This window comes from Marinobacter sp. MBR-105, assembly GCF_053628895.1.
The window spans coordinates 184,139-207,514 of sequence record NZ_JBRJHG010000002.1 but is presented as its reverse complement, the minus strand read 5'-3'; the positions used below and the strand labels follow the sequence as shown (position 1 = coordinate 207,514).

At 58.7% G+C, this 23,376-nt stretch carries 25 protein-coding genes; 9 read left to right on the top strand and 16 right to left on the bottom strand.

Annotation, left to right across the window (positions count from 1 at the left end):
- The first annotated feature begins 107 nt into the window (after nt 1–107).
- From ACSSVV_RS03925 to ACSSVV_RS03915, 3 genes are all read left to right on the top strand, one after another.
- Nucleotides 108–569, top strand: a complete 462-nt coding sequence (locus ACSSVV_RS03925; protein ID WP_014422501.1) for a universal stress protein — start codon at nt 108–110, stop codon at nt 567–569.
- Between the two features lie 46 nt (nt 570–615).
- Nucleotides 616–2,121, top strand: coding sequence for an MFS transporter (locus ACSSVV_RS03920; RefSeq protein WP_011786581.1), 1,506 nt, complete (start codon nt 616–618; stop codon nt 2,119–2,121).
- Nucleotides 2,122–2,223: 102 nt separating this feature from the next.
- Nucleotides 2,224–2,850: an ankyrin repeat domain-containing protein gene (locus ACSSVV_RS03915; RefSeq protein ID WP_454105603.1), complete on the top strand. Its 627-nt coding sequence runs from the start codon at nt 2,224–2,226 to the stop codon at nt 2,848–2,850.
- Between the two features lie 82 nt (nt 2,851–2,932).
- On the opposite strand, the gene ACSSVV_RS03910 is transcribed toward ACSSVV_RS03915, so the two are convergent.
- From ACSSVV_RS03910 to trhA, 3 genes are all read right to left on the bottom strand, one after another.
- Nucleotides 2,933–4,525: an MFS transporter gene (locus tag ACSSVV_RS03910; protein ID WP_011786579.1), complete on the bottom strand. Its 1,593-nt coding sequence runs from the start codon at nt 4,523–4,525 to the stop codon at nt 2,933–2,935.
- Nucleotides 4,526–4,781: 256 nt separating this feature from the next.
- The gene (locus ACSSVV_RS03905) at nt 4,782–5,933 is read right to left on the bottom strand and encodes an NnrS family protein (RefSeq protein ID WP_227499618.1); all 1,152 of its coding nucleotides are present in this window, start codon (nt 5,931–5,933) and stop codon (nt 4,782–4,784) included.
- Nucleotides 5,934–6,028: 95 nt separating this feature from the next.
- Nucleotides 6,029–6,688, bottom strand: a complete 660-nt coding sequence (gene trhA / locus ACSSVV_RS03900) for a PAQR family membrane homeostasis protein TrhA (RefSeq protein ID WP_454105602.1) — start codon at nt 6,686–6,688, stop codon at nt 6,029–6,031.
- Nucleotides 6,689–6,896: 208 nt separating this feature from the next.
- Between trhA and wrbA the strand changes: the two genes are divergently transcribed.
- Complete coding sequence (gene wrbA, locus ACSSVV_RS03895; protein ID WP_014422496.1) at nt 6,897–7,496, top strand: NAD(P)H:quinone oxidoreductase; 600 nt, start codon at nt 6,897–6,899, stop codon at nt 7,494–7,496.
- A gap of 54 nt (nt 7,497–7,550) precedes the next feature.
- Here the strand turns inward: wrbA and ACSSVV_RS03890 are convergent, their stop codons facing one another.
- The 9 genes from ACSSVV_RS03890 to ACSSVV_RS03850 form a co-directional block, all read right to left on the bottom strand.
- Nucleotides 7,551–8,264 (bottom strand): Crp/Fnr family transcriptional regulator, encoded by a 714-nt coding sequence (locus ACSSVV_RS03890; protein ID WP_278350468.1) that lies wholly within the window; start codon nt 8,262–8,264, stop codon nt 7,551–7,553.
- 102 nt (nt 8,265–8,366) lie between these two features.
- Nucleotides 8,367–9,881, bottom strand: a complete 1,515-nt coding sequence (locus tag ACSSVV_RS03885) for a cytochrome D1 domain-containing protein (protein WP_454105601.1) — start codon at nt 9,879–9,881, stop codon at nt 8,367–8,369.
- Nucleotides 9,882–9,919: 38 nt separating this feature from the next.
- Nucleotides 9,920–10,780, bottom strand: coding sequence for a uroporphyrinogen-III C-methyltransferase (gene cobA, locus ACSSVV_RS03880; protein ID WP_022990816.1), 861 nt, complete (start codon nt 10,778–10,780; stop codon nt 9,920–9,922).
- A gap of 10 nt (nt 10,781–10,790) precedes the next feature.
- Nucleotides 10,791–11,990: a heme d1 biosynthesis radical SAM protein NirJ gene (gene nirJ, locus ACSSVV_RS03875; RefSeq protein WP_278350466.1), complete on the bottom strand. Its 1,200-nt coding sequence runs from the start codon at nt 11,988–11,990 to the stop codon at nt 10,791–10,793.
- Between the two features lie 133 nt (nt 11,991–12,123).
- The gene (ahbB, locus tag ACSSVV_RS03870; RefSeq protein WP_022990818.1) at nt 12,124–12,645 is read right to left on the bottom strand and encodes a siroheme decarboxylase subunit beta; all 522 of its coding nucleotides are present in this window, start codon (nt 12,643–12,645) and stop codon (nt 12,124–12,126) included.
- Nucleotides 12,620–13,120, bottom strand: a complete 501-nt coding sequence (locus ACSSVV_RS03865) for an Lrp/AsnC family transcriptional regulator (RefSeq protein ID WP_224851446.1) — start codon at nt 13,118–13,120, stop codon at nt 12,620–12,622. The genes ahbB (ACSSVV_RS03870) and ACSSVV_RS03865 overlap by 26 nt, the downstream gene beginning before the upstream one ends.
- Nucleotides 13,104–13,640, bottom strand: coding sequence for a siroheme decarboxylase subunit beta (gene ahbB / locus ACSSVV_RS03860; protein ID WP_454105600.1), 537 nt, complete (start codon nt 13,638–13,640; stop codon nt 13,104–13,106). The genes ACSSVV_RS03865 and ahbB (ACSSVV_RS03860) overlap by 17 nt, the downstream gene beginning before the upstream one ends.
- Entirely contained in the window at nt 13,637–14,101 is a 465-nt protein-coding gene (locus ACSSVV_RS03855) for an AsnC family transcriptional regulator (RefSeq protein WP_011786568.1), read from the bottom strand. The genes ahbB (ACSSVV_RS03860) and ACSSVV_RS03855 overlap by 4 nt, the downstream gene beginning before the upstream one ends.
- A gap of 29 nt (nt 14,102–14,130) precedes the next feature.
- Nucleotides 14,131–15,855, bottom strand: coding sequence for a cytochrome D1 domain-containing protein (locus ACSSVV_RS03850; protein WP_454105599.1), 1,725 nt, complete (start codon nt 15,853–15,855; stop codon nt 14,131–14,133).
- A 223-nt stretch (nt 15,856–16,078) separates the two neighbouring features.
- Between ACSSVV_RS03850 and ACSSVV_RS03845 the strand changes: the two genes are divergently transcribed.
- The 5 genes from ACSSVV_RS03845 to ACSSVV_RS03825 are packed head-to-tail and all read left to right on the top strand — an operon-like array spanning nt 16,079 to nt 19,548.
- A complete protein-coding gene (locus tag ACSSVV_RS03845) occupies nt 16,079–16,444 on the top strand; it encodes a c-type cytochrome (protein WP_226609505.1) in 366 nt (121 codons plus the stop codon).
- Nucleotides 16,445–16,455: 11 nt separating this feature from the next.
- Entirely contained in the window at nt 16,456–17,661 is a 1,206-nt protein-coding gene (locus ACSSVV_RS03840; protein WP_454105598.1) for a cytochrome D1 domain-containing protein, read from the top strand.
- A 1-nt stretch (nt 17,662) separates the two neighbouring features.
- Nucleotides 17,663–18,406 carry a PhnD/SsuA/transferrin family substrate-binding protein gene (locus ACSSVV_RS03835; RefSeq protein ID WP_222179393.1) on the top strand — a complete coding sequence of 248 codons (744 nt, stop codon included), beginning with the start codon at nt 17,663–17,665 and terminating at the stop codon, nt 18,404–18,406.
- Between the two features lie 13 nt (nt 18,407–18,419).
- Nucleotides 18,420–19,202: an AAA family ATPase gene (locus ACSSVV_RS03830; protein ID WP_454105597.1), complete on the top strand. Its 783-nt coding sequence runs from the start codon at nt 18,420–18,422 to the stop codon at nt 19,200–19,202.
- Complete coding sequence (locus tag ACSSVV_RS03825) at nt 19,174–19,548, top strand: hypothetical protein (RefSeq protein ID WP_454105596.1); 375 nt, start codon at nt 19,174–19,176, stop codon at nt 19,546–19,548. The genes ACSSVV_RS03830 and ACSSVV_RS03825 overlap by 29 nt, the downstream gene beginning before the upstream one ends.
- Nucleotides 19,549–19,722: 174 nt before the next feature.
- Here ACSSVV_RS03825 and ACSSVV_RS03820 read toward each other — a convergent pair whose 3' ends face one another.
- The 4 genes from ACSSVV_RS03820 to ACSSVV_RS03805 are packed head-to-tail and all read right to left on the bottom strand — an operon-like array spanning nt 19,723 to nt 23,350.
- On the bottom strand, nt 19,723–19,962 hold the full coding sequence (locus tag ACSSVV_RS03820; RefSeq protein WP_022990828.1) for a cytochrome C oxidase subunit IV family protein: 240 nt from the start codon (nt 19,960–19,962) through the stop codon (nt 19,723–19,725).
- A 10-nt stretch (nt 19,963–19,972) separates the two neighbouring features.
- Nucleotides 19,973–20,548, bottom strand: coding sequence for a cytochrome c oxidase subunit 3 (locus ACSSVV_RS03815; RefSeq protein ID WP_226609496.1), 576 nt, complete (start codon nt 20,546–20,548; stop codon nt 19,973–19,975).
- A gap of 11 nt (nt 20,549–20,559) precedes the next feature.
- Nucleotides 20,560–22,383, bottom strand: a complete 1,824-nt coding sequence (locus ACSSVV_RS03810) for a VWA domain-containing protein (protein ID WP_454105595.1) — start codon at nt 22,381–22,383, stop codon at nt 20,560–20,562.
- Nucleotides 22,384–22,399: 16 nt separating this feature from the next.
- Nucleotides 22,400–23,350: a 4Fe-4S binding protein gene (locus ACSSVV_RS03805; RefSeq protein WP_454105594.1), complete on the bottom strand. Its 951-nt coding sequence runs from the start codon at nt 23,348–23,350 to the stop codon at nt 22,400–22,402.
- Between the last annotated feature and the right edge of the window lie 26 nt (nt 23,351–23,376).

The following is a 23,376-nucleotide window of genomic DNA, read 5'->3' as shown; positions in this document are numbered from 1 at the left end:
TCAGGCTTGATCAAGATCAATTATGGCAGCTGGGTGCTATGGGGTAATGCTGACTGATATCAACTCGAATGCCTCCGTTTTGGGGGGTGTGATACCGGGAGAACCCCATGAACATCATGATTGCCTACGACGGTTCCCGAAACGCGAAACTGGCGCTGGCCCAGACCATCACCATGTTTCGGCGGCTGGAGCCAAAAATCACGCTGGTTGCGGTGGCAGAAAACCCACGCGACATCACCTCCGGTAATGAAGACCTGTTTCAGGAAGAAGTGGGCGAGCTGAAACAGCACCTGCAGGAAGCGCTGGAACTGTGTGAAAGCGAGCAGGTAAGCGCTGAGACCCTGATGCTGGAGGGTGACGCCCGAAAGAGCCTGCTGTTTGCCGCAGAGAAGAAGGTACGGCCAGACATGCTGGTCATCGCTCGTCACAGTCATGAGCCTGACGGCGGCTTCATTGCCCGATCATTGACCTATTTCGTGGACGAACTGGATTACATGACGTTTGGCAGCGTCAGCTCCTTCCTGGCTCGCCGGATCCAGTGCCCACTTCTGATTCTGCCCAGCCGTTGATGGCCGGGATTACCTGTTTCCATTGTCTTAGCCCCGGGAGGCTGAAATGAAAGTCGCTGACGTATTCCGCGTCCGCAATCCTGAAATCAGGGCACTACACCTGACCTGGATTGCCTTCTTTATTACATTCTATGTCTGGTTCAACATGGCGCCACTGGCGTCCAGCATGCTCAAAAGCGTGGACTGGTTGACCAAGGACGACCTGCGCCTATTTGCCATCTGTAACGTGGCGCTGACGATTCCTGCCCGCATCATCGTGGGTATGGCGCTGGACCGCTTCGGACCGCGGCGGGTATTTTCGGTGCTGATGGTGGTGATGGCCATACCGGCACTGGTGTTTGCTTTCGGTAACACCATGTCTCAGTTGCTGGTCAGTCGCCTGGTGCTGAGCTCCATCGGTGCCAGCTTTGTGGTTGGTATCCATATGACGGCCATGTGGTTCAAGCCGAAGGACATAGGCTTTGCAGAGGGCTTTTATGCGGGCTGGGGCAACTTTGGTTCTGCGGCGGCGGCCATGTCACTGCCAACCATTGCCATTACCATGTACGGCGGTGAAGACGGCTGGCGTTGGGCCATCGCCCAGAGCGCCATCGTGATGGCGGCATACGGCGTCTACTACTGGTTCGCGATTACCGACGGCCCTGCTGGTACCGTGCATCGTAAACCCCGTAAGGCCGTGGCACTGGAAGTCAGCACCTGGGGTGATATGGTCAAGCTGATCCTGTGGACCATTCCTTTGGTCGGGGTATTGGCTATTCTGGTGTGGCGTATCCAGAACATGGGGTACCTGTCTGCCACCGGGGCTGCTATCTGTTACGCGGTGATCTTCGCCATTGTCTGCTATCAGATTGTTCAGATACTGCGGGTAAACGTACCCATCCTGAAGAAAGGCGTGCCTGAGGACGACAAATACCCGTTCAACAGTGTGGCTGCCCTGAACAGCACCTACTTCGCTAACTTTGGCGCGGAACTCGCCGTGGTCTCCATGCTGCCGATGTTTTTCGAAGAGACCTGGAGCCTGAGCGCAACGGCAGCGGGGCTGATTGCGGCCTCTTTCGCCTTCGTGAACTTGATGGCGCGTCCGATGGGCGGCCTGGTATCTGACCGCATGGGGAACCGCCGCTTCGTGATGCTCAGCTACATGTTCGGTATTGCCGTAGGCTTCGGACTGATGGGCCTGCTGGATTCCAACTGGCCGCTGATCGTGGCTGTGGCAATCACTGTGTTCACATCCTTCTTCGTACAGGGGGCAGAAGGCGCCACCTTTGGCATCATCCCGTCTATCAAGCGCCGGTTAACCGGTCAGATATCCGGTATGGCAGGGGCTTATGGCAACGTCGGTGCGGTGGTCTACCTGACCATCTTCACCTTCGTTACCCCGACCCAGTTCTTCTTCATCATCGCCGCTGGAGCCTTTGTTAGCTGGATACTGTGCATTATGTGGCTGAAGGAACCCGAGAGCGGCTTCTCTGAGGAATACCACGTGTCTTCTGTCGATCTGCAGATCGAAGAAGAGGAGCGCCAACGGTTGGCGGGCCAGACAGCACGGTAAAAACGTTCCCTTTACAACGGGAGCTGTGACAACCCGCCGCGGAGCAATCCCGGCGGGTTTTTTGTATGCTCGGAGGAAAGTGGTCGCAACAGGAGAGAGGTCATGGGGTTCTGGGAACGCTGGCCCGGGCTGCTGGGGGCAGTGTCGGCGCTGGCTCTGTTACTCGGGTTCTGGCAGCTCCTGGGTGAAGGCGAAGATCTGGAAGCCCGTGACAGCAGGGGTAGAACTCCCCTGATTGTGGCGGCGGAAGAGGGCGAGACTGACCGGGTTGCCGAGCTGGTCGAGCGTGGGGCCCGGGTTGACGCAGGGGACGACTGCAAGTGGACGGCCATGATGAGGGCTGCCTCCCGTGGTCATACGGATATTCTTGCCTTCCTGCTGGATCATGGCGCGGATATAAACCATACGGAAAAAACCGGCTATACGGCTCTGATGGGGGCGGTGATTGCCAGCCGTCCGGAGGCTGTACGCCTGCTACTGACCAGAGGTGCCGATCCTGACATCCGGGAATACGAAAACGGGCAGACTGCGCTGATGATGGCTGTGCGCAACCGCAATCCGGAACTGGTTCGGTTGCTGCTCTCTGCCGGGGCAGATCCGGAGCTGGTTAATAAATCGGGCAAGAGCGCCAGGGATCTGGCGCTGGAGGCAAGTGCCGGGGAGGGGGAGCCCATGCAGCAGGTGCTCACTGCTCTGGGTTGTGAGCCCGAAGCCGCGGAGAAACGCTGATCATTGGTCGTTCCCTGCCGCCATAAAAAAGCCGGCCCTTGTGGGGCCGGCAAGCAGAGGTCTAACGCTTGGATTCTTGCTGTTACGGATTCTTGATGTAGGCGTTCTTGCGCAGGTAGAACCACCAGTTAACCACCAGACACACCGCATAGAACACTGCGAACCCGTACATGGCCACTTCCGGGGTGCCGGCCTGGATTTCCTGGCCCATCACCCGAGGAGCGATGAACGCGCCGTAGGCGGCGATTGCTGAGGTCCAGCCAAGTACCGGGCCCTTCTGCTGCTGGTTGAAGATGAAACCAATGCTGCGGAAGGTGGAGCCATTGCCAATACCGCTGGCGGCGAACATCACAATGAACAGGATCAGGAACAGGGCAAAGTAGCTGTTCGGATCAGTTGAGTTGTAGGCCAGCATCATCACGTAGCCGGTGGCGACCGAAGCGACAACCATCACCACCGAGATGATCTGGGTAACGATGGAACCGCCCATCTTGTCGGAAATCCAGCCTCCGACCGGACGAATCAGAGCGCCGACGAATGGTCCCATCCAGGCCCAGGTCAGAGCGCTGGGTGCATCCGGGTTGACTACACGGGTCATGGCGCCATCCGCTCCGACTTCCATCATGTTGCCGAAGATGACGCTGATGGACAGCGGCAGGGCGGCAGAAAAGCCGATGAAAGAACCGAAAGTCAGGATGTAAAGCACGGTCATGGACCAGGTGTGCTTGTTGCTGAAGATGGCAAACTGGTTCTTTATGTTGGGCTTGATGTCACCTGGGATCAGTCTGAGCAGCGCCACGGTCAGCACGATGGTGATGGGCAGGGCCAGCCACATATTCATGACTGACAGGGCCCAGACGCCGGCAATAGAGGTCAGCAGGCCAACGCCATAGAGACCAAGAATCTTACCGAAGGCAGATATCGGGCTGCCAGGATTGGGAGTCACCACCTTGAGGTTGTTCATGCCGAACCAGCCCGCGAAGGCCAGCGGAATCAGAAACACCAACCAGATGAAGCCTGCATTCTGGATCCAGGTGTCGGTGCCGGCCTCAATGCGCCCAATCAGAGTGCCACTTGGGCTTTGCAGCTGCATGGGGTCGCCGGCAAGGGCGCCGAACACTCCGACGGTCATCACCAGAGGGATCAGAATCTGCATGGTGGTCACGCCGAAGTTGCCCAGGCCGGCGTTCATGCCCAGCCCGTAACCCTGTTTACTCTTGGGATAAAACGCGCTTATGTTGCTCATGGAGCAGGCAAAGTTACCGCCGCCAATACCGGACAGCAGCGCCAGCGCCTGGAACACGATGAACGGTGTGTCTGGATTCATCAGGGCGACACCGGTGCCGAACGCCGGGATCATCAGCAATGCGGTGGTCAGAAAAACGGTATTGCGACCGCCGGCAATCTTGATCATGAACGAGGCCGGAATTCGCAGGGTTGCACCGGACAGGCCGGCAATGGCCGTAAGTGTGAACAGCTGTTCAACGGTGAAAGAAAACCCCAGGTTTTTCATCTGGGTGGTGATCATTCCCCACATCAGCCAGATGGCGAATCCCATCAGCAGGCTGGGGATGGAAATCCACAGGTTGCGGGAGGCGACTTTCTTGCCCTCCCGCTCCCAGAACTCCTCACTTTCGACATCCCAGTGTTCAATGTCGGCGTTGGTTTTTGCCATGGTTAAGCTCCTCGTTTCTTTGACCCGGAGCCACCGGAATCAGTGGCTGTCACGGCGTTGGAGTCATTTTGCAAACGAGGCGGGTATTTCAATCCTGATAAATATCAAGGAAGGTTGTCGGTAAGGTGATCTCGCAATTCGGCTCTTTTTCTGAAAGGCTTGGTCGCTTTTAAAAACCTTTTAAAACATAAAGTTATGTTGGTGGTATGCCGTAGGTAGTAGCTGCTTTTCGAGTTGGCGCAGTAGAGGTAGCCAATCATTTCCGGTGGCTATGGCGGGCCGTGCCGGGTTTTTGCGCAAGCGGATATAGGGCCATGACCTGACCGGCGACGCCTGCAAAGGTCAGAGCCCAGCAGCCGGAAGAGAGCCATAGAAGTTCAGGTTGGGAGTAGGGCATGGCCCCCGCCAGGTAGCGGCTTATGGTGGCGGCTGCCACCAGTATCGCGATGGCGGTAACCTGCCATGCTGGCGGAAATGTCCGGCGTGCCCGCTGCCAGGCCAGTCGAAGCATCACGCTCCCCGAGAGTGTCCCCAGCGCTCCGACAACAATCAGGTGCAGCGCGGGAAGAACCGGCCGTTCGGTCAGCAGGTGAGTGCCTGCGAACGCCGAGCCGATGGCCAGCCACAGATAGCCAAGGGCCAGCACCAGCAGGTCGGGCCGGTTACTGCAGTGCCAGAGCTTCCAGCGGACAATCCGGGTAACGACAAGTGCGCTGGCGGCGAGAAGAAGAGCGCCGGCCAGTTGTTCCGTGGCACTGAACAGCATCAATGCCATGGCGATTGGCAGGACGACCAGCAGCGCTCCTTCTATGTGGGGTTGTACCCGAGCTTCCAGGGGGATGCCCCGCTTTTCCAGCGTGCCGGCCACGGCCGGCGCAATAATCCTTCCGCCCATAAAAGTCATCAGTAATAGCAGGCCCAGGATGGTGGTTTGTAGCAGTCGGCGGGTGTCCGGCAACGGCAGGCCGGTTTCTGTCAGAAAGTAGATCAAAGCCATCAGGCAGAGCACGAGAATCAGCGGGCCGGCAATTTTGTTGCGCCATTTCTTGGCCGCCTGAAACCGTGGCACCACATACCATGCCAGCAGCAGTGCAAAAGCCGGGCTGAGTGACTGTGCGAAGAGTGTTTCGGGTGCCAGCAGCCAGGCAAGCCGGGCCGCTAACCAGAGCCCAAAGAGCAGAACGAGGGCGCGCCGGGGTTGCGGCCCGAGTGTGTAACCGGCGATCAATGCCAGTGCGAAACCAAAAATCAGCTCATGGCCATGGCCAGCACCAATCAGCCCCGGGGGCCACCCATAGCCGGATAGCGCTGCGTAGATGGACAATGGAACCACCGTAGCGGCCCAGAGTGAGGCCGCCGGGAAAAACAGCCAAAAGCTGTGCATATTGGGTTGTGTTGAGCGTGCCACAATGTCATCCGGAGTAATGAGTCGACTGAGTCGGAGTGTCAACGTTGGATGGGTTGTGGTCAATGCTTTGCGAACGGTGCGTGACGGCCACGCATTCAGACGGAATGAGGAAGAACCCCGTAATAGATAGCGCTGAAATGGCAGGCACTACCGCCAATGACGAACAGGTGCCACACCGCGTGCATGTAAGGGATGCGATCGGCCAGGTAAAAGGCTACACCGGCGGTATAGACAATGCCGCCAGCGATGGTCAGTTGCAGAGCCGTCTCACTGAGGTTGGCCACCAGGTCGGATGACGCGAAGGTGATCAGCCAGCCCATCGCGATGTAGATGCCTACCCGTGCCAGCTTGAAACGGTTTTTGAAAATCACCTTGAATACCACGCCGGTCAGGGCCAGGGACCAGATGACGGCAAACAGGGTCCAGCCGGTGGTGCCGCGCATGTTGACCAGCAGAAAGGGTGTGTAGGTACCGGCAATCAGCAGGAAAATGGCGCAGTGATCGAGAGTCTTGAAGGCCGTTTTCAGGCGCGGATGGCGGGCGCCGTGGTAGAGCGCGGACGCCATGTACAACAGAATCAGTGAGGCACCGAATATGCTGAAACTGACAATCTTCCAGACATCCCCCAGTTGGCTGGCGCCTGCGATCAGGGCGACCGTCCCTACCACACTCAGCAGGGCTCCAATACCGTGGGTGGCGCTGTTAATCCACTCTTCTATCCTGTGATGAACGGAATCTGGCTGGCTGTGCGTCATGGTTTGGATAATTGCCTTATGGGGAAATTGCGATTCAACGAAAGTATAGGGCATTTCAGCGTACAAGTGTACGCAAATCGTGGCCCATGAACATTCTGTGACTTCGTTCAGAAAAACTGAAAGACCTGCCGGAAAACTTCCGTTTTTGTCTTGCCGACAGAGCAGTTAGGCTTTGAATCATTGAACGCACACACAGGAGATTGTTGCGATGGCGAAAATTCTTGTTCTTTATTACTCCATGTACGGTCACATCGAGACCATGGCCAATACCGTGGCCGAAGGCGCTCGCGGTGTGAATGGGGCCGATGTTGTTGTCAAGCGTGTTCCAGAGACCATGGCCGATGAAGCCTTTTTGAATGCCGGTGGCAAGGCCGATCAGGGTGCCCCGGTGGCGGACCCGAAAGAACTGGCAGACTACGACGCCATTATCTTCGGTACCCCGACACGCTTCGGCAACATGGCCGGCCAGATGCGTACGTTCCTGGACCAGACCGGTGGCCTCTGGGCTGAGGGCAAGCTCCATGGCAAGGTCGGCAGCGTCTTCACCTCCACCGGCACCGGCGGTGGTCAGGAACAGACTATTACCTCCTTCTGGACCACTCTTGCTCATCACGGCATGGTGCTGGTGCCGCTGGGTTACGGCATACCGGAATTCTTCGATATTTCAGAAGTGAACGGCGGCACGCCCTATGGCGCCTCGACCATTGCCGGCGGTGATGGCAGTCGGCAGCCCAGTGAGAAAGAACTGGCCATTGCCCGTTTCCAGGGCAAGCACGTGGCGGAACTGGCGATCAAGCTGCACGGTTAATCGAAGCAGGACCTTAACTCAGGTATTGGCGGCGGACGAAGTTCCGCCGCTTTTTTATGGGTTCTTGCTCTGGTTGGCAAAGGCGGTCTTGAGGCGGGAGAAGGTGGCGGGCACCACACCCAGCCAGGAAGCGAGCTGGTTGTCCGGTACCCGCTTGACCAACTCCGGATATTCCTCCAGCAGCAGCTGGTAGCGTTCCCGGGCCGACATGGTGTGTTTTCGGTATTCCCGCATGCTGGTCAGTTCTGCGATTTCCTCTGTCAGTACCAGGGCAAACTTGTGCCATTGGCCATCGCCGTAGCTTTGAATGGCCGAACGGAACGCCGCAAAATCAGCTACCCACAGGGTGGCAGGCAGAACACTGGTCAGGCATAAGGTATTGCGAACCGTGCGGCTGCGACCAAAGACCGGCCAGATCAGGTCACCCTCTGAAAAGAAATGATGGACGGCGACCTTGCCGGCCGGGGATTCCCGGAACAATCGGAGGATGCCGTACTGAACCAGATAGACATTGCCCCAGGGACGGTCGTGTTTTTCCAGCGGGGTTTCCGGATCAACCCGTTGTTGCTGAAACAGGCTGGCGAGATGACTGAGAAACCGGGCCTCCGGATTGTCCTGGTTTTCGTTCAGGCAGATTCCGAAGGCGTGGCTCAGGCCATTCAGGAGTGCCACTTCGGCGGGTGCGACACTGTAGTGCATCAGATCATCACTGTCGCTACCCAGCAGGCATGGTGCGGAGGCCACGGGCGGCCTGAAACTGCTGTTCATATCTTGACCCCGGCTGCATTAGCTTAGGTCAATTATCCTACCATGAAAGCTACATTCGAAATGACTTAAACCATTAAGCCTATGTTACTCAGTCGATAAGGGTCAGTGGCTGGTGCCTTCCTCGTAGTTGATCTTGTTCCAGACGTTGTACTTGCCGGACGGCTTGTTCATCGGAATGCGTTTTTCCTCTTCCAGGGTGTCTGCGTCATAGACAATGATGGCGCCATCATCATCCCAGATGCTCAGCAGCAGCTTCTCGCCATGGCGGTCGAATTCCACGTGCGCGGCCACTTTTCCCGGCTCCGGCTGAAGAGTTTTGACGATCTCCAGGGTCTGCTTGTCGATAATGTGCACCTTGTCAGCGTTGGGGCCGAAGAACACATCTGCCCAGGCGTAACGGGAATTTTCGTGACTGCGCATGAAAAAACCGGGACCTTCGGTTTTCAGAGTCTTGATCACTTCCCAGTTGTCCATGTCGATAATGGAGATGGCGCCGGCCCGGAAGTGGGGAGTGGCCATGACCCGGCGGCCCTCATACTCCCAGGTAATGCCGGATCCGAGGTGAGGCATGCCAGGCAGCGGTAGTTCGGCGGTGGTTTTACCGGTATCCAGGTCGATTACCACGCCGTGCGTGCCGTCGCGGGCGGCGCCGATCAGGTGCTGGTAGCCCGGGTCGAAGAAGAAGTCGTCCAGCAGGGTGTCGGTGGCCATTCGGCGCACCTTTGCCTCGCGGTTTTCGACGGTGATTTCCCAGGCTTCGGGAATGTCTTTCAGGGCAGCAACAAAGCTGCTTCTGGGTGGTGCGGCGTAGACGGCGCTTACCCGGGAGCTCTCTCCGGTATCGTTTTCAACGGGGATAAAATTCAGCATCTCCAGATTGGCGGCGTCGAACAGCACCATGGAGTGGGGCAGGTAGTTTGCTGCCAGCACATAGTTGCCGTCAGCGGAAACTGCGATGTTGCGCATGTTGATGCCGGCGCGAACTTCGGCCACCACTTTCAGGTTGTAGATATCGTATTTGGTAATCCAGCCATCCCGAGAGCCGAAATATACATAACGGCCGTCCGGGCTGTATTTGGGGCCACCGTGCAGGGCAAAGCGGCTGGGAAACCGGTGAATGGGCTCCATCTTGTCGCCATCGAGCAGGGTGACATGGTGATCACCAATTTCCACCACCAGGAACAGATTCATCAGGTCCGCCTCAAACACTGGCTCATCCGGCAGTGAGCCCTGGGGGTGGCTGATTTCCCGGCTGCTGCGGATTTCCGCCTCGCTCCATTTCAGCTCATGGCTCGGGGGCTGATAGATGAAGGCGGTCAGCGCCGCGATCTGCTGGTCGTTGAGGATGGTTTTATAGCCTGCCATCTGAGTGGCCGGTCGTCCCTCCCGGATGACCTGCTCGGCCTCGGCTTTTTTCAGCCGGCCCAGGTTCTCCGGCAGCAGCGCAGGGCCCATACCACCGAGTCTGTCCGGGCCGTGGCAGGCCGCGCATTGCTGCAGGTAGAGGGTCTCTGTGTTCTGGCTGTTGGCCTGTTCGGCCAGGGCCGGGCCTGTGATCAGGGCGCCAGCGATCAGCAGGATGGTGTTCAGGCTTGCTCGGGCTTGGTTCAGGTTCACCAGCTACAGCTCCCGGTTGGTCAGATAACGTTTTGCGTTCAGGCGGGCCGTTGGCCGGCGGTGACGGCAGGCTCGGTCAGGGCGCTGTTCCATCCTGCCTGGGCCGGGCGGGCCAGCTTGTCCGCCAGTTGCACCACCTCGCCCACAATAATCAGGGTGGGTGGCTGGAAGTCTTCCCGATCAATGGTGTCTACCAGGTCTTTCAGGGTGGTGACCGTCATGTGTTGCAGTGGTGTGGTGCCGCGTTCCACCAGAGCCACCGGGCAGTTTTCTGAAAGGCCGTGGGCCGTCAGTTCGCGAACAATGGTCGGTGCATTGTGCAGGCCCATGTAGAACACCCGGGTTTGTCCCGGCGCGGCCAGTACCGGCCAGTTCAGTTCCAGAGTCTGGTCGGCCTTGCGGTGACCGGTGACGAAGGTCACGCTCTGGGAATAGTCCCGGTGGGTCAGTGGAATGCCGCAGTATGAGGCGCAACCCGCCGCAGAGGTAATGCCGGGCACCACCTGGAAATCGATGTCATTGTCCACCAGGAACTCGGCTTCTTCTCCGCCGCGGCCAAAAATATATGGATCGCCGCCTTTCAGGCGCACTACCCGCCGCTGTTTCATGGCCAGTTGCACCAGCAGTTCGTTGGTTTCTTCCTGGGGTACGTAGTGGCACCCGCTGGCCTTGCCCACATGAATGCGTTCAGCACGGGGGTTCACCAGTTCCATGATCTGCGGGGAAACCAGGCGATCATAAACAACGGCATCGGCCTGCTGAATCAGCATCAGCGCGCGCAGCGTGAGTAACCCGGGGTCACCCGGCCCGGCACCGACAATAGCAACTTCTCCCGGCCGCAGAGGTTGTTCCGCAAGCTGGAACTCCACCAGGCATTTCTTTCGCGGGTTTGTGGTCATGGCGCGTTCCTTAAAGATTGTGAACCGGGATTTCGATCACCGGAGCGGCGACCCGTCGGGGGGTGTTATCAACTACCCCGATTTCCTCGTTGGTGAGATAGCAGCCCGGATCTTCCTCCCAGAAGTCGCCAGACACGTTGTAAGCCCGTACCCGGGTGTTGCCGTTACAGATATTCAGATACTTGCAGTCCGCGCAACGCCCTTTCACCGGGCGCGGATGCTGGCGGAAGCCCTGCATCAGCGGGTCGGTGGTTTCCGACCAGATCTTCGAGAAAGGGGTTTCCCGAACATTACCCAGGTTGTGATCCCACCAGAAGGTGTCCGGGTGTACCACGCCCAGGTTGTCGATATTGGAGATATTGACGCCGGAGGAGTTGCCGCCCCAGTTGGTCAGCCGCTGGGTGAGGGCGTCGACCTGGTCCGGGTAATGCTCTTTGGCCCACTCAATCAGGAAGGGACCATCAGCATCGTTGTTGCCGGTGACGTACTCCCGCTCGATACCGCGCTTGAGTTCGTCGTGGCAGTGGTTGAACAGAAGGTTCATGGCATCGCGGGTCATGTCGTACCAGGCATCCCGCTTCTTGTTGCGGCCACCCCGGCCGGAGTAGTTCAGGTGCGACAGGTAGAACTTGTCGATCTGGTGCTCGTCCAGCATCTCCAGCATGGCCGGCAACTCGGGATAGTTATCCTGGGTCAGGGTGAAGCGCAGGCCCACCTTGATGCCGGCTTGCTTGCACAGGGCTACGGCGTGCATGGACTCTTTGAAGGCGCCTTTTTTCTGGCGGAATTCGTCGTGGGTGGTTTCCAGGCCGTCGATACTGATGCCCACGTAGTCGTAGCCCACCTCGGCGATTTTGCTGATGTTGTCTTCGGTAATCAGGGTGCCATTGGTGGACAGGCCCACGTAGAAGCCCATGGCTTTGGCCCGGTGGGAAATATCAAAGATGTCGGGTCGCATCAGGGGCTCGCCGCCGGAGAGGATGAGTACCGGCACGCCGAAGGCTTTCAGGTCGTCCATTACCTTGTAGACTTCCTGGGTGGTGAGTTCGCCCTTGAAGTCGATGTCCGCTGAAATCGAATAGCAGTGTTTGCAGGTGAGGTTGCAACGGCGGATCAGGTTCCAGATTACCACCGGGCCGCTGGGCTTGGGGACCGGGCGCACCGGTACCGGGTTCATCAGGCTCTTGATATAGCGGGTCATGCGAAACATAGTTTTTCTCTCTCATCGGGAGTGGCTTTCTTGCCTCTCCGGGCGGGCCTTTACCGGCTCTCTGCCCTTCTAACTATCCCCCTGCGGGTGCCGGGTATCCATACCTTTGATGGAGTACTTCAGGAGGTACGTGCTACTGCTTATCTGTTTGTTTTTTCAGTCGTAATCCTGTTTTTTTCAGGATGGCGGAACTGTACAGGATGGTGTGTCCGGTGCAGGCGTCGCCGAGCACCTCGCGGATTTGGGCTGCCTTGTCCTCGACTTCCTCGCGGCTGATCCCATGCACCATGGCAAAGAGGTTGAAGCTCCAGTAGGGCAGGTGTCTTGGTCGGCGGTAGCAGTGGCTGACAAAGGGCAGGCAGCCGACTTTCTCGCCGAGTTGGGCGATTGCATCATCCCGGACATCCCACACGGTCATGCCATTGAACCGGTACCCGAGTTTGTAGTGATCCGGTACCGCCGCGACTCTCCGGATGACCCCGGCTTCCTGCATTCGTTGAAAACGCGACAGCACCTCGTCTGCGGGCATGTCGAGCTGTTTTCCCAGTTCGGCCCAAGGGTCGGAAACCAGCGGTAATCCGGATTGGGTGGCAACGATGAGTTCACGATCCCGGTTACTCAGCACCGGGTCAGACTTCAAAGTGAAGGTGGACATGAAACTCCTGCTCCTTGGGCATGTTGTAAACCGTGTAGCCAGTGAGAGACTCAATGCGCTGGATGGTTTCGGTAATGCCTTCCGGGGTTTCTGTGGCCAGAACAAACCACATGTTCAATTCATGCTCGCGGCGGTAGTTGTGGGCCACCTCGGGAAAGCTGTTCACCTGCTCGGTCACCCTGCTGAAATCCGCTTCCGGAATCCGCATGGCTGCGAGCGTCAGGCCGCCGCCCATTTCGCCGGCATGAAACATGGGGCCAAAGCGTGTCAGCGTGCCGTTGTCCAGCAAGGCCTTCAGGTGCTTCAGTAGAGTCACTTCCGATACGCCCAGTTCATCGGCCACGTCTTTGTAGGGTGCCGGCGTGAGCGGCAGGCCGTATTGCAGGCGATTGATGATGGCGCGTTCCAGGGGCGTGAATTCGGGTAGCGTCGGCTTGTCGTCCGATGACTTTGAACGCTCAGCAATTGCTGACATAACGGCCTCCGCGCTGCAGGTAGGCTTTGTTGCTGAACAGGATTGCATGCTCCACATCGCTCAGCTCGTGTTGCTCAATCAGGCCCGCAAGCTGGTTCAGAACCCGTTCGCGGGTGACGCCATGAATCATGCAGAACAGGTTGTAGGGCCAGTCTGGCAGGCGTCTTGGGCGCTGGTAACAGAGTGTGACACAGGCGGCGGCTGCCATGGCCTCGCCCAGTGTTGAAACCTGGTCGTCCGGCACGTTCCAGACCACCATGGCATTGGCGCGATAACCCAGGGTGCGGTGCTTGACCACCAGCCCCAGGCGTTTGATCAGCCCCTGCTGCTGCCACTGGCTGACCGCGTTCATAACCTGTTGTTCGGACAGCCCGGTGCGCTCGGCCAGGGTCTGATAGGGGCGAGGTGTCAGGGGCAGGCCGTTTTCCAACTGCTCGCGCAACCTCAGCAGGCCCCAGGCACTCATGGATTCGGTATCAAACAGGTAGCTGTAGTTCGGGCCGGTGGCTGGCAGGTTCATGGTAATGCCTCCCAGTCGATGTCAAAGCCCAGGTCGATATGATAACCCTCGACCATTGGCAGTCTCAGCATCGGCAGCTTCAACTGGTGTTCCAGTTCGTCCAGTCGCTCCTCCAGAGTGTCTTCATCCGGAGCGGTCATCACGAACCAGAGGTTGTAGGTGTGCTCCCGGGCGTAGTTATGATTCACGCCCGGGGCACGGTTAATCCGGGCCGCCACCAGATCCATCTGTTCTTCTGGCGCGGCCACGGCAGCCAGCAGGCTGGCGCCTGCCTGGCTGTGTTCGAAAACCGGTCCGACCCGGCTGAGCACCTGCTGTTCCTGCAGGGCAGACAGTCTCTGGATAACCTCTTCCTCGGTCAGGCCCAGTGTCCGGGCCATTTCCTCGTAGGGGCGTTCGCAGACCGGCAGGTTACGCTGGTAACTGTCGATCAGTTGTCTGTCTGCCGCATCCAGTCTCATCAGGTTGCTCCTCCGGGCCGGGGCCGGGATCAGTACACGTCGTGCTGGGTGTTGTAAGTGTTGAACTTACCGGTCGGGGTGACCATGTAGTCGCCCTTGATCACCTTCTTCAGCTTGCGTGTCTTGTCGTCGACCACAACGATGGCGGATTTCTTGTCCTGGGTATTCCAGACAGAGAACCACACTTCGTCGCCCGCCTTGTTGTATTCCGGCTGAACCACACGCTTGGGACCTTCACCCAGGTCTGCCCAGTCGGCAATCGGCAGCACGTCATAGCCGGCATCAAAGTTGTTGATGTCGAAGACGGCTACGCTCTGGCTCACGGCTTCCGCCGGGTTGAGCGCGGTGTCTACCCACAGGTTCTTGGACTTCGGATGGGTCTTCACGAACAGTGAGCCACCACCCTGGCCATCCACCGTGCGAACCACTTTCCAGGCTTTGTCCGGGTGACCTTCGGGGTCAGTACCGATCATCTGGATGGTCTGATCACCCAGGTGAGAAGTCGCCCAGACCGGACCATGCTCGGGGTCAACGAAGTTGGCGCCACGTCCCGGGTGCGGAATCTTGCCAACATCAACGATCGCCTCCAGGTTACGATCCTGGGCATCCACAACCGCAATCTTGTTGGAGTTGTTGGCCGCTGTCAGGAAGTAACGCATGCTGGCATCCCAGCCGCCATCGTGCAGGAATTTTGCTGCATCAATGGAGGTGATGTTCATGTTCTCCATGTCTTCGTAGTTCACCAGCATGATCTTGCCGGTTTCCTTCACGTTGACGATGAATTCCGGATGGGCGTGGGACGCGACAATGGCAGCCACCCGTGGCTCAGGATGGTATTCCTGGTCGCCTACGGTCATGCCCCGGGTGCTCACAATCTTCTTGGGCTCCAGGGTGTCGCCGTCCATGATCACGAACTGCGGTGGCCAGTAGGTGCCGGCAATGGCGAGCTTGTCTTCCCAGCCCTTGTACTTGGAGGTTTCGACAGAGCGTGCTTCCATACCGACCTTGATCTTGGCGACGGTTTTAGGCTCTTCCATCCACAGGTCGATCATGTTGATCAGGGCGTCACGACCGATAACCATCACGTAGCGGCCGGAGGCAGACATCCGGGAGATGTGTACCGCGTAGCCGGTATCGATGATCTTCACGACCTCCTTGGAATCACCGTCGATCAGGGCGATCTGGCCGGCATCACGCAGGGTGACGCTGAACAGGTTTTCCAGGTCCAGGTCGTTCATCTGCTTGGTCGGCCGGTCTTCCGGCGGAACGATCACTTCCCAGGTTTCCTTCATGTCAGCCAGGCTGAATTCGGGAGGCATGGGAGGCTCGTGCATGATGTACTTGGCCATCAGTTCCACGGTTTCTTCATCGAAGTCACCGGAGGTCAGCCAGTTCGGCATACCGGCCGGGGAGCCGTAACTGATAAACGCCTTGAGGTAGTCGATACCGCGCTCCTGGGTGATGTCCGGAGTCAGCGGTTTACCGGTGGCGCCTTTACGCAGCACACCGTGACAGCCTGCACAGCGCTGGAAGTAGATCTGCTTCGCTTTCTCGAATTCTGCATCGGTCAGATCCGGCGCACCGGGGGAGCGAACGATTTTGGCAGATTCCGCATCGACCGCACTGGGGGTACCTTCATAGGCCATGGTGGACTTGTCAGGGTCTTTCGGGGCGGCCTGTGCGTTCATTACGCCTAACGACGTAATAGCCACGGCCAGTGCCAGCGGCTTGATCATCAGTTTGGTTACTCTCATCAGGTTCTCTCCTTGGGGTTCAAGAGTACTCCTAGGTTTCTCTTGTTATGGCTTATGAACCTTGATTAATGTCAGAAAGATGCTGGTTTTCAAGAGAGTACCTCGCAGGTGGTAGACGGCGTATGCCCAAAGATCACTGGATACCTGCCAAGAATTTAATCAATATCAAGGCCATGAAATTGTTGGGATTGCAGCATGGCTGTGATCCTTCAGGAGAACGCTGATGAAACGGTCCGCACTGGGCGTTTGCTGGCAAGTGGGTGTATTGGCTACCGCCCTGATGCTGTCGGCAGGTGCTGTTGCCGGGGCACCGGAAACCGAGGATGAGTTGGCCAATTTTGTCATTCAGGATTGTGGCTCCTGTCATGGCCTGAAACTGAAAGGCGGCCTTGGCCCGCCCTTACGGCCTGAGGATATCGAATCCCTGCCAGAGGCAGCTATTGCAGCCATCATTCGGGAGGGCGTTCCCGGTACGGCGATGCCACCCTGGAAAGCCCTGCTGACCGACCAGGAAATTGCCTGGATCAGCGAGCAGCTGAAATCCGGCGCCTTGATTGCCCCCGAAACCGATTCTTCCCGAAGCCGATAACCGAAGGACTCATGATGAAACGTCTGTTTGCACCGATTGCACTGACCATCGCCGCCACCGTGATCACCGGCTGCCAATCCCTGTCGGTGCCGGAGCCTGTTGAGCTTCGCGGCACAGGTGACCTGGGTTTGATCATAGAGCGGGCCACAGGCTCGGTACTGGTGGTGGACCACTCCGAACATGAAATCCTGGGCCGGGTAGAAGGCCTGGGCGATTTGTCTCACGCCTCAGTGGTGTACTCGCGGGATGCCCGCTACGGCTATGTGTTTGGTCGTGATGGCGGGCTCACCAAAGTCGACCTGCTCACCCGTGCGGTGACTGACCGGGTTATCCAGTCCGGTAACAGCATCGGCGGAGCGATCTCACAGGACGGTCGTTACGTGGCGGTATCCAACTACGAGCCCGGCGGGGTAAATATTTTCGACAGTCAAACCCTGGAAACCGTGGTGGAAATTCCCGCGTTCTATACCAATGCCCAGGGCGAGCAGGATCAGTCCAAAACCGTGGGCCTGGTAGACGCCCCGGGCAACCAGTTTGTCTTCAGCCTGTTCGAGGCCGGTGAAATCTGGACCGTGGATATGCACAGCAATCCGCCGGGCGTGACCCGCCATGAGGCTGGTAAAGAACCCTACGACGCCCTGATCACCCCCGATGGCCGCTTCTATATTGCCGGCCTGTTCGGCGAAGACGGCTTGTCGATGATGGATCTGTGGGAGCCGGAACAGGGCGCGCAGACCATCCTGCCGGATTACGGCAAGGGCGAGCAGCGACTGCCGGTGTACAAAATGCCGCACCTGGAAGGCTGGGCCATCGCCGATGGCTACGCGTTTGTGCCGGCAGTCGGTCGCCATGAGGTACTAGTGGCGGATATGGAAGACTGGAGCATGGTGCAGCGCATTCCGGTACAGGGCCAGCCGGTGTTTGTCATGGCCAGCCCGGACAACCGCCAGATCTGGGTCAGCTTTGCGCACCCGAAGAACGACGTGGTGCAGGTGATTGATTCCCGCACCCGCGAAATCATCCGTACCCTGGAGCCCGGCAAGTCCGTGCTGCACATGGAATTCACCCCGCGCGGTGAGGAAGTGTGGGTATCTTCCCGGGACAGTGATCGGGTGACCGTCTATAACACCCGCACCCTGGAAGAAGTGGCAACCCTGCCGGCACAAAAGCCGTCTGGCATCTTCTTCACCAACCGGGCGCACCAGCTGGGCTTGTGAGATGAGGGTGGCCGCTGGCGGCTGGCTGTTTATGCTCTGGGCCAGTACCGTCAGCGCCGGCCAGTTTTCCGGGCCGGTGCGACTTGAAGTACAAACGGAATCCAGGTCTGTCACCGTGGCCAGTTACCGGCTGCAGCGTTATCTCGACAAACAGAACTGCAAGGCAGAGCTGGTGTTCAATCAAGCCGTTGAGGGTGAGGCTCAGGTTGAGAGTGACCTGGTGTACCGGCAGGATGGCTGGGAGGGCAGGCTCAGGCTCCGGGCCGTCAACGCCGATGGCCAGGATCCGGTTCCGGTCTGGGTAACCCGGAGAACCGCCGGTGTGAGAACACTGGGGGAGCTGGAAGGGCGGGATGTCTCGCTGGTGGCAGGAACTGATCCGCTCTCCGGGCAGCTTGCACTCAAGGCCCTGGCTGCCGAGGGTATAACGCCGAAACCGGGGCAGCGATATGAAGCAGGTGATTTCAGCTCTGCCCTGGGTTTGTTGCTGCACAACAACACCCATGCGGCGGTCTCGGAACTCGGGTTGGTGACGCCGTTCCTGGAATCCCAGGGCCTGGCCATTACCTGGCAGGGAAAGCCCGTTTCAGGTGCTGGCTGGTATGCCGGTACCGACACCACGAACCCCGGATTACAGCCGTGCCTGAGGGCATTGCTGGAACTGAAGCGCAGCGACGATCGCCAGATATTCAATCTTTTCCCGGAATGGGTGCACGGCTTTGCCTCACCCGATTCCCAGCCTTAAAAGGAAGCTGTTTATGACCTTCTACCAACCCGCCGGCAACGAAGTCGAACTGTTCACCGCCGCTGCCGACAACGGCCTGCCGGTACTGATCAAAGGCCCCACCGGCTGTGGTAAAACCCGCTTTGTCCGCTACATGGCCGAAAAACTCGGTCGCCCGGTCTACACCGTGGCCTGCCACGATGACCTTACCGCTTCTGACCTGGTTGGCCGGCACCTGATCGGCCCCGACGGCACCTATTGGCAAGATGGCCCGCTGACCCGGGCGGTGCGGGAAGGTGGAATCTGCTACCTTGATGAAGTAGTGGAAGCACGAAAAGACACTACGGTGGTACTGCACCCGCTGGCAGACGACCGCCGGGAACTGCCCATCGAACGTACCGGCGAACTGCTCAAGGCAGCACCCGATTTCATGCTGGTGGTGTCTTACAACCCGGGTTACCAGAGTTTGCTGAAAGGCATGAAACCCAGTACCCGGCAGCGTTTTGTCTCCATGAGCTTCGATTACCCGCCGCCGGATGTGGAACAGACCATTGTCCAGGAGGAGTCCGGCTGCGATGCCGACCTTGCGAAGCAGCTGGTAGGGCTGGCAACCTCGCTGCGCAAGCTCAAAGATCACGATCTGGAGGAAGCAGCCTCAACTCGGTTGCTGATCCACACCGCATACCTGATCGCATCCGGTATGCCCCACATCGAGGCCTGCCGGGCCGGGATGATCGAGCCGCTATCGGATGACGCGGTCACTGTTAACGCACTGATGGAGGTGGTGTATGCCGTATTCGGGCAGTCCGAAGACTGAATCTCCCGGGGCGATTGCCCCGGTTATCTGGTACTTGCTGAACCTGCTGGCGTTGCCAGTCATCGGCTTCATTGTGCTTCTGACGATCGCCATGAAGTCCGGCGATGCCCATGCGTTGCGGCGGGCTCATAGCAAGGCGGCGGTTTATATGTCGATCCTGGGGGCGGTGCTGATCAGTTCGGGGGTTGCTGTTTGCTGGCTTATCTACGGCAACACAGGGTTGTTCTGGACCTACGCCATCGTCTGGGCAGTGGTGCTGCACACATCGTTTGTGCTGTGGGGCATGATTTCCCTGGCTCAAGCCATAGGAAACAAGCCGCCGACATTCCCGAAGAAGTTGCTTTAACCACTAGAGTTAGGGCGCCGTGGCGGGGGTAGGCCTTCCAGAAATGTGCGGAGCCATGGATGGCGGAGCAGAAGCGCCACATGGATGTGCCGTAAGGAGCGGTTTTTGGAAGGCCTACCCCCGCCATGGTGCAAGCTCCAGCCTGGAAGGCTACCGTTGCGTCCGGCTCAGGTGTCAGCCGACCAGGTGAATTCCTGCCAGTACCGAGACAACGACAACAGCCCATCCTTGCGCCGCCATTCTCCAGCCCCAGGGGGCATGCTTCATTTCCATGAAGTGATCTACCAGCAGGACTGCTTTCACAATCACCAGTCCAAAAACCAGCCAAATGAGAACCGACATATCCGCGCCAGCCTGCATAGCCACAACAGGAGCCATGGTGCAGATCATCAAGGCCACATAAACCGCTAACATATCAGCCTCCTCAGGCCAGAACGTAGAGCATCGGGAACAGCACTAGCCACACCAGGTCGACCATGTGCCAGTAGGAGGCGCCGGACTCCATGCCGTTCATGTCGTCGCCGTTGTAGTCGCCTTTTTTCACCTTTACCGCCAGTACCACGAGGATGATCTGGCCCAGCACCACGTGCATGAAGTGGAAGAAGGTGAGGAAGAAATAGAACATGAAGAAGGTGTCGGTGCCCAGGTTGTAGCCGTTGGCGTAGAGGTCCGCGTATTCGTAGAGCTTGCCGAAGGTGTAAACAGACGACGCCGCGATAGCGGCCCAGAGCAGGGCGGTTGTGCCGAGTTTCCGGTTGCGCAGGCGATGAACGGACAGGGCGACCAGGTAGCTGGCGGTGATCAGGCCAACGGTGTTGATCAGTCCGGTCCAGGGGTGCAGTGCCTCCTTGCCGGCGGAAAAGGTGGCCGGGTCCATGCTTCGGGCCACGCCATAGCCAATAAACAAAATGCCGAACACGGCCAGTTCCGCAAAGATGAAAAACCATACCGCGATGTCGCCGGGCAGGTGCCGCCTGTGGGAGGCTTGAACGTTAGCCATGACAGTCTCCGTTAACGGGTCAGGTTCATGTATAGCTTGGGTAGTTGACCGGGCAGCTGGGTCGGGTCTTTGATCACCACGAAGTTGCTGCTGCCGAACACGTAGGGCAGGTATTCGTTGGCTTCTTCGTCGATGGTCACGCAAAACGGCGTCAGCCCGGCCTTGTGTGCTTCCTGCACGGCCATGCGGGTGTCTTCCACGCCGTAGCGACCTTCGTACAGATCCAGGTCGTTGGGTTTTCCGTCGGTCAGCAGAAGCAGGATTTTCTGGTGCTCTGGCCGGGTCTGTAGCAGTTTGATGGACTGACGGATGGCGGCGCCCATACGGGTGTAGTAGCCCGGTTCCAGGGCCTGGATACGGCCTCTTGTGGTGTCGTTGTATGGCTCGTCGAAACTCTTGATGTGGTGGAAGCGAATGTGGTCCCGCCGCCGTGACGAGAAGGCAAACAGGGCAAACGGATCGCGGCTGGCGGTGAGTGCTTCGCTCAGCAGTTGCAGGCCATCCCGGGCGATGTCGATTACCCGCTGGTGGTTGTTGATGTAGGTGTCGGTGGACAGGGAAATGTCCGTGAGCACCAGGCAGGCCAGGTCCCGCTGGTTTTGTTTGCACTGACGGAACAGTTTCTGGTCCACTTCGCCGATACCGCGTTTGTGCTGTACCACTCGTTCCAGGCAGGCATCCAGGTCCAGCTCTTCACCTTCCAGTTGCCGGCGCTCCCACTGGCGCAGGGGCTTGAGGGCGCTGAACTGACGGCGCAGGGTCTGGGCGGAGCGATTCAGGTGCTCGGGCAAGGGCGAGGGCACGGCGTCTTTACTGAGCAGTGGCTGCAGGCAGCAGAACTTTTCCCGGTAGTCCTGCCGGCGCCAATCCCATTCCGGCAGATGAATGCCAGGCCCCAGGTGCAGGTCGTCGTTTTCTTCCGAGGGCAGGTCCAGGTCGAACTTGATGGCGGAAGAGGCTTCGCGCCGGTCCTGGGACACAGAAATCATGTCCATGTCGTCCGCCACGGCATCGGCGTCTTCCTCTTCACTGTCGTCGCCGGCGCGGTCGATGGGAATGAATTCAGACCAGGAAAACAGGCTTTCCAGTCGGAACAGCATCAGCCCCTGGTCCTTGTCGAAGGCATCCACCCGTTCGGCACGTCTGCGTTTCCGTTTTTTAGCCAGGCCACCGGATTTGGACATGGTGTTGTCGTCGCCAATGATCTGGCCTTTGAGTTTGCCCCGGCCCAGCACCGGGTAGAGCCAGAGTACTACCGGCCATGGGTCGGTCAGGGCTTCTGGCAGGTCGTCTACGCTGCCTGGGTGAATCAGGGCCTGACGAATGGCCGCCTCGCGCCTGGCTTCGTTGCCACGCAGGCTGTCTGGTTCTGGGCGCCACTGCAGCGTGTGTTTTACGAGCCGCTGGTACATGGGCTCCAGGCCCGGCCAGCGGCTCAGCAGTTCCTGCACCATGGCCTGATTGCCGTGCAGCCAGCTGTGATGGTGGATTTCGCCGAGTGAAGCCAGAGCCGCCAGCCACAGGTACAGCTCCCGGTTCACTTTGCGGGACGGGAACAGGGCCAGTCTGTCTGGCAGGCGCAGGCTTTCTTCATCGCGCCAGGCCAGTTCAAATTTGCGGTGGGTGCCGGCCAGCTTTTGCAGGAATCGCCGGCGAATCTGGAAATGCCGGGGCTCAGCAGTCACCAGGCTCAGCGCAGGGTCTCCGCCCATGGCCCGGAACATGACGCCGAGTGTGCGGGCTTCGTCTTTCAGATGCACGGTGTACTCGGGGAATTCGCCCATGGCCTGGCGGGTTACGTAGTCGTGCCATTTCAGTCCGACCCACTCTTCCATCTCGTGTCCTCGTCGTTCAGGCCCGTGAATGTCGCGGGGTGGATTCCACCTGGCGCACAGGAATCAGTACCGTCTGTTTGCCAGGTTCGCCGGGCTCCCAGGTCAGCAGGGAGCCTTCGGGGTTGTCTTTCTGTACTTCCCGGCAGGCGCTCACGCACTGCAGGCACTGGGTACAGCTGAATTTCGCCCGCTTGTGGCTGCGGGTGGGCAGTCGCATGGGGCAGGCCTCGTCGCAGGCCTTGGTGCAATCGCGGCAGGCGGCAGCGCGCTTGGTGTCGAAAGTCACTACCCGGCCCTTGCCGTTGGTCATCCAGGCAATGCTTTGTACCAGTCCCACTGCGCAGCCGTATTTGCAGAAGAGGTGCCGGGCAAACAGGAAATCAAAGGTGAACACCGCGGTGGCTACCGCCAGGAAAATGCCCGGGTACAAGCCAAGCTGGCCGGTCACCAGGTCGGTATACAGGGGCATGGGTGGCAGCAGGTATGAAAGTAGTGCCAGGGCCCAGGAAAAACCAATGAGCGCGCACACCAGGGTCAGGCCGGCCCAGTGAATGGCTTTGCCCGTGCTGCCTTTTTTCAGCGCTTCCCAGAGGGTTGGGCGGCCGGTTATGCGGGTCATCAGGTCGTTGATGGCTTCCACCACGGAGAAATGCGGGCACAGCCAGCCGCAATAAAGGCGGCCCCACTTGAAGGCAATCCAGAGCACCAGTGGCACCAGCACGAGAATGGGCAATACAAACCAGAACAGGATCTGACCAGCCACCTCGGCCGGGGTGCTCTGGGCGACCCAGTCCAGATTCAGGTTAAACGACAGGGGAAAGCCCAGCAGTATGAAGCGGGTTTCGGTCAGGTCGTAACGGAAAATATTGAGTACAGGCGCAAGCAAAAACAGCAGGAAGAAGGCGCTGCGGGTAATCAGGCGCTTCTGCTGGAGGGTGTCTTTCGGGTTGACGGTTTGCGCATGCACAGAGGTTGTCCAGGGTTTCGGGAATG

Bases quoted from the DNA above. Each gene is read 5' to 3' on its own strand.
- ACSSVV_RS03925 (WP_014422501.1), top strand. From the start codon at position 108: ATGAACATCATGATTGCCTACGACGGTTCCCGAAACGCGAAACTGGCG.
- ACSSVV_RS03920 (WP_011786581.1), top strand. From the start codon at position 616: ATGAAAGTCGCTGACGTATTCCGCGTCCGCAATCCTGAAATCAGGGCA.
- ACSSVV_RS03915 (WP_454105603.1), top strand. From the start codon at position 2,224: ATGGGGTTCTGGGAACGCTGGCCCGGGCTGCTGGGGGCAGTGTCGGCG.
- ACSSVV_RS03910 (WP_011786579.1), bottom strand. From the start codon at position 4,525: ATGGCAAAAACCAACGCCGACATTGAACACTGGGATGTCGAAAGTGAG.
- trhA (WP_454105602.1), bottom strand. From the start codon at position 6,688: ATGACGCACAGCCAGCCAGATTCCGTTCATCACAGGATAGAAGAGTGG.
- wrbA (WP_014422496.1), top strand. From the start codon at position 6,897: ATGGCGAAAATTCTTGTTCTTTATTACTCCATGTACGGTCACATCGAG.
- ACSSVV_RS03890 (WP_278350468.1), bottom strand. From the start codon at position 8,264: ATGAACAGCAGTTTCAGGCCGCCCGTGGCCTCCGCACCATGCCTGCTG.
- cobA (WP_022990816.1), bottom strand. From the start codon at position 10,780: ATGACCACAAACCCGCGAAAGAAATGCCTGGTGGAGTTCCAGCTTGCG.
- nirJ (WP_278350466.1), bottom strand. From the start codon at position 11,990: ATGTTTCGCATGACCCGCTATATCAAGAGCCTGATGAACCCGGTACCG.
- ahbB (WP_022990818.1), bottom strand. From the start codon at position 12,645: ATGTCCACCTTCACTTTGAAGTCTGACCCGGTGCTGAGTAACCGGGAT.
- ACSSVV_RS03865 (WP_224851446.1), bottom strand. From the start codon at position 13,120: ATGTCAGCAATTGCTGAGCGTTCAAAGTCATCGGACGACAAGCCGACG.
- ahbB (WP_454105600.1), bottom strand. From the start codon at position 13,640: ATGAACCTGCCAGCCACCGGCCCGAACTACAGCTACCTGTTTGATACC.
- ACSSVV_RS03855 (WP_011786568.1), bottom strand. From the start codon at position 14,101: ATGAGACTGGATGCGGCAGACAGACAACTGATCGACAGTTACCAGCGT.
- ACSSVV_RS03850 (WP_454105599.1), bottom strand. From the start codon at position 15,855: ATGAGAGTAACCAAACTGATGATCAAGCCGCTGGCACTGGCCGTGGCT.
- ACSSVV_RS03845 (WP_226609505.1), top strand. From the start codon at position 16,079: ATGAAACGGTCCGCACTGGGCGTTTGCTGGCAAGTGGGTGTATTGGCT.
- ACSSVV_RS03840 (WP_454105598.1), top strand. From the start codon at position 16,456: ATGATGAAACGTCTGTTTGCACCGATTGCACTGACCATCGCCGCCACC.
- ACSSVV_RS03835 (WP_222179393.1), top strand. From the start codon at position 17,663: ATGAGGGTGGCCGCTGGCGGCTGGCTGTTTATGCTCTGGGCCAGTACC.
- ACSSVV_RS03830 (WP_454105597.1), top strand. From the start codon at position 18,420: ATGACCTTCTACCAACCCGCCGGCAACGAAGTCGAACTGTTCACCGCC.
- ACSSVV_RS03825 (WP_454105596.1), top strand. From the start codon at position 19,174: ATGCCGTATTCGGGCAGTCCGAAGACTGAATCTCCCGGGGCGATTGCC.
- ACSSVV_RS03820 (WP_022990828.1), bottom strand. From the start codon at position 19,962: ATGTTAGCGGTTTATGTGGCCTTGATGATCTGCACCATGGCTCCTGTT.
- ACSSVV_RS03815 (WP_226609496.1), bottom strand. From the start codon at position 20,548: ATGGCTAACGTTCAAGCCTCCCACAGGCGGCACCTGCCCGGCGACATC.
- ACSSVV_RS03810 (WP_454105595.1), bottom strand. From the start codon at position 22,383: ATGGAAGAGTGGGTCGGACTGAAATGGCACGACTACGTAACCCGCCAG.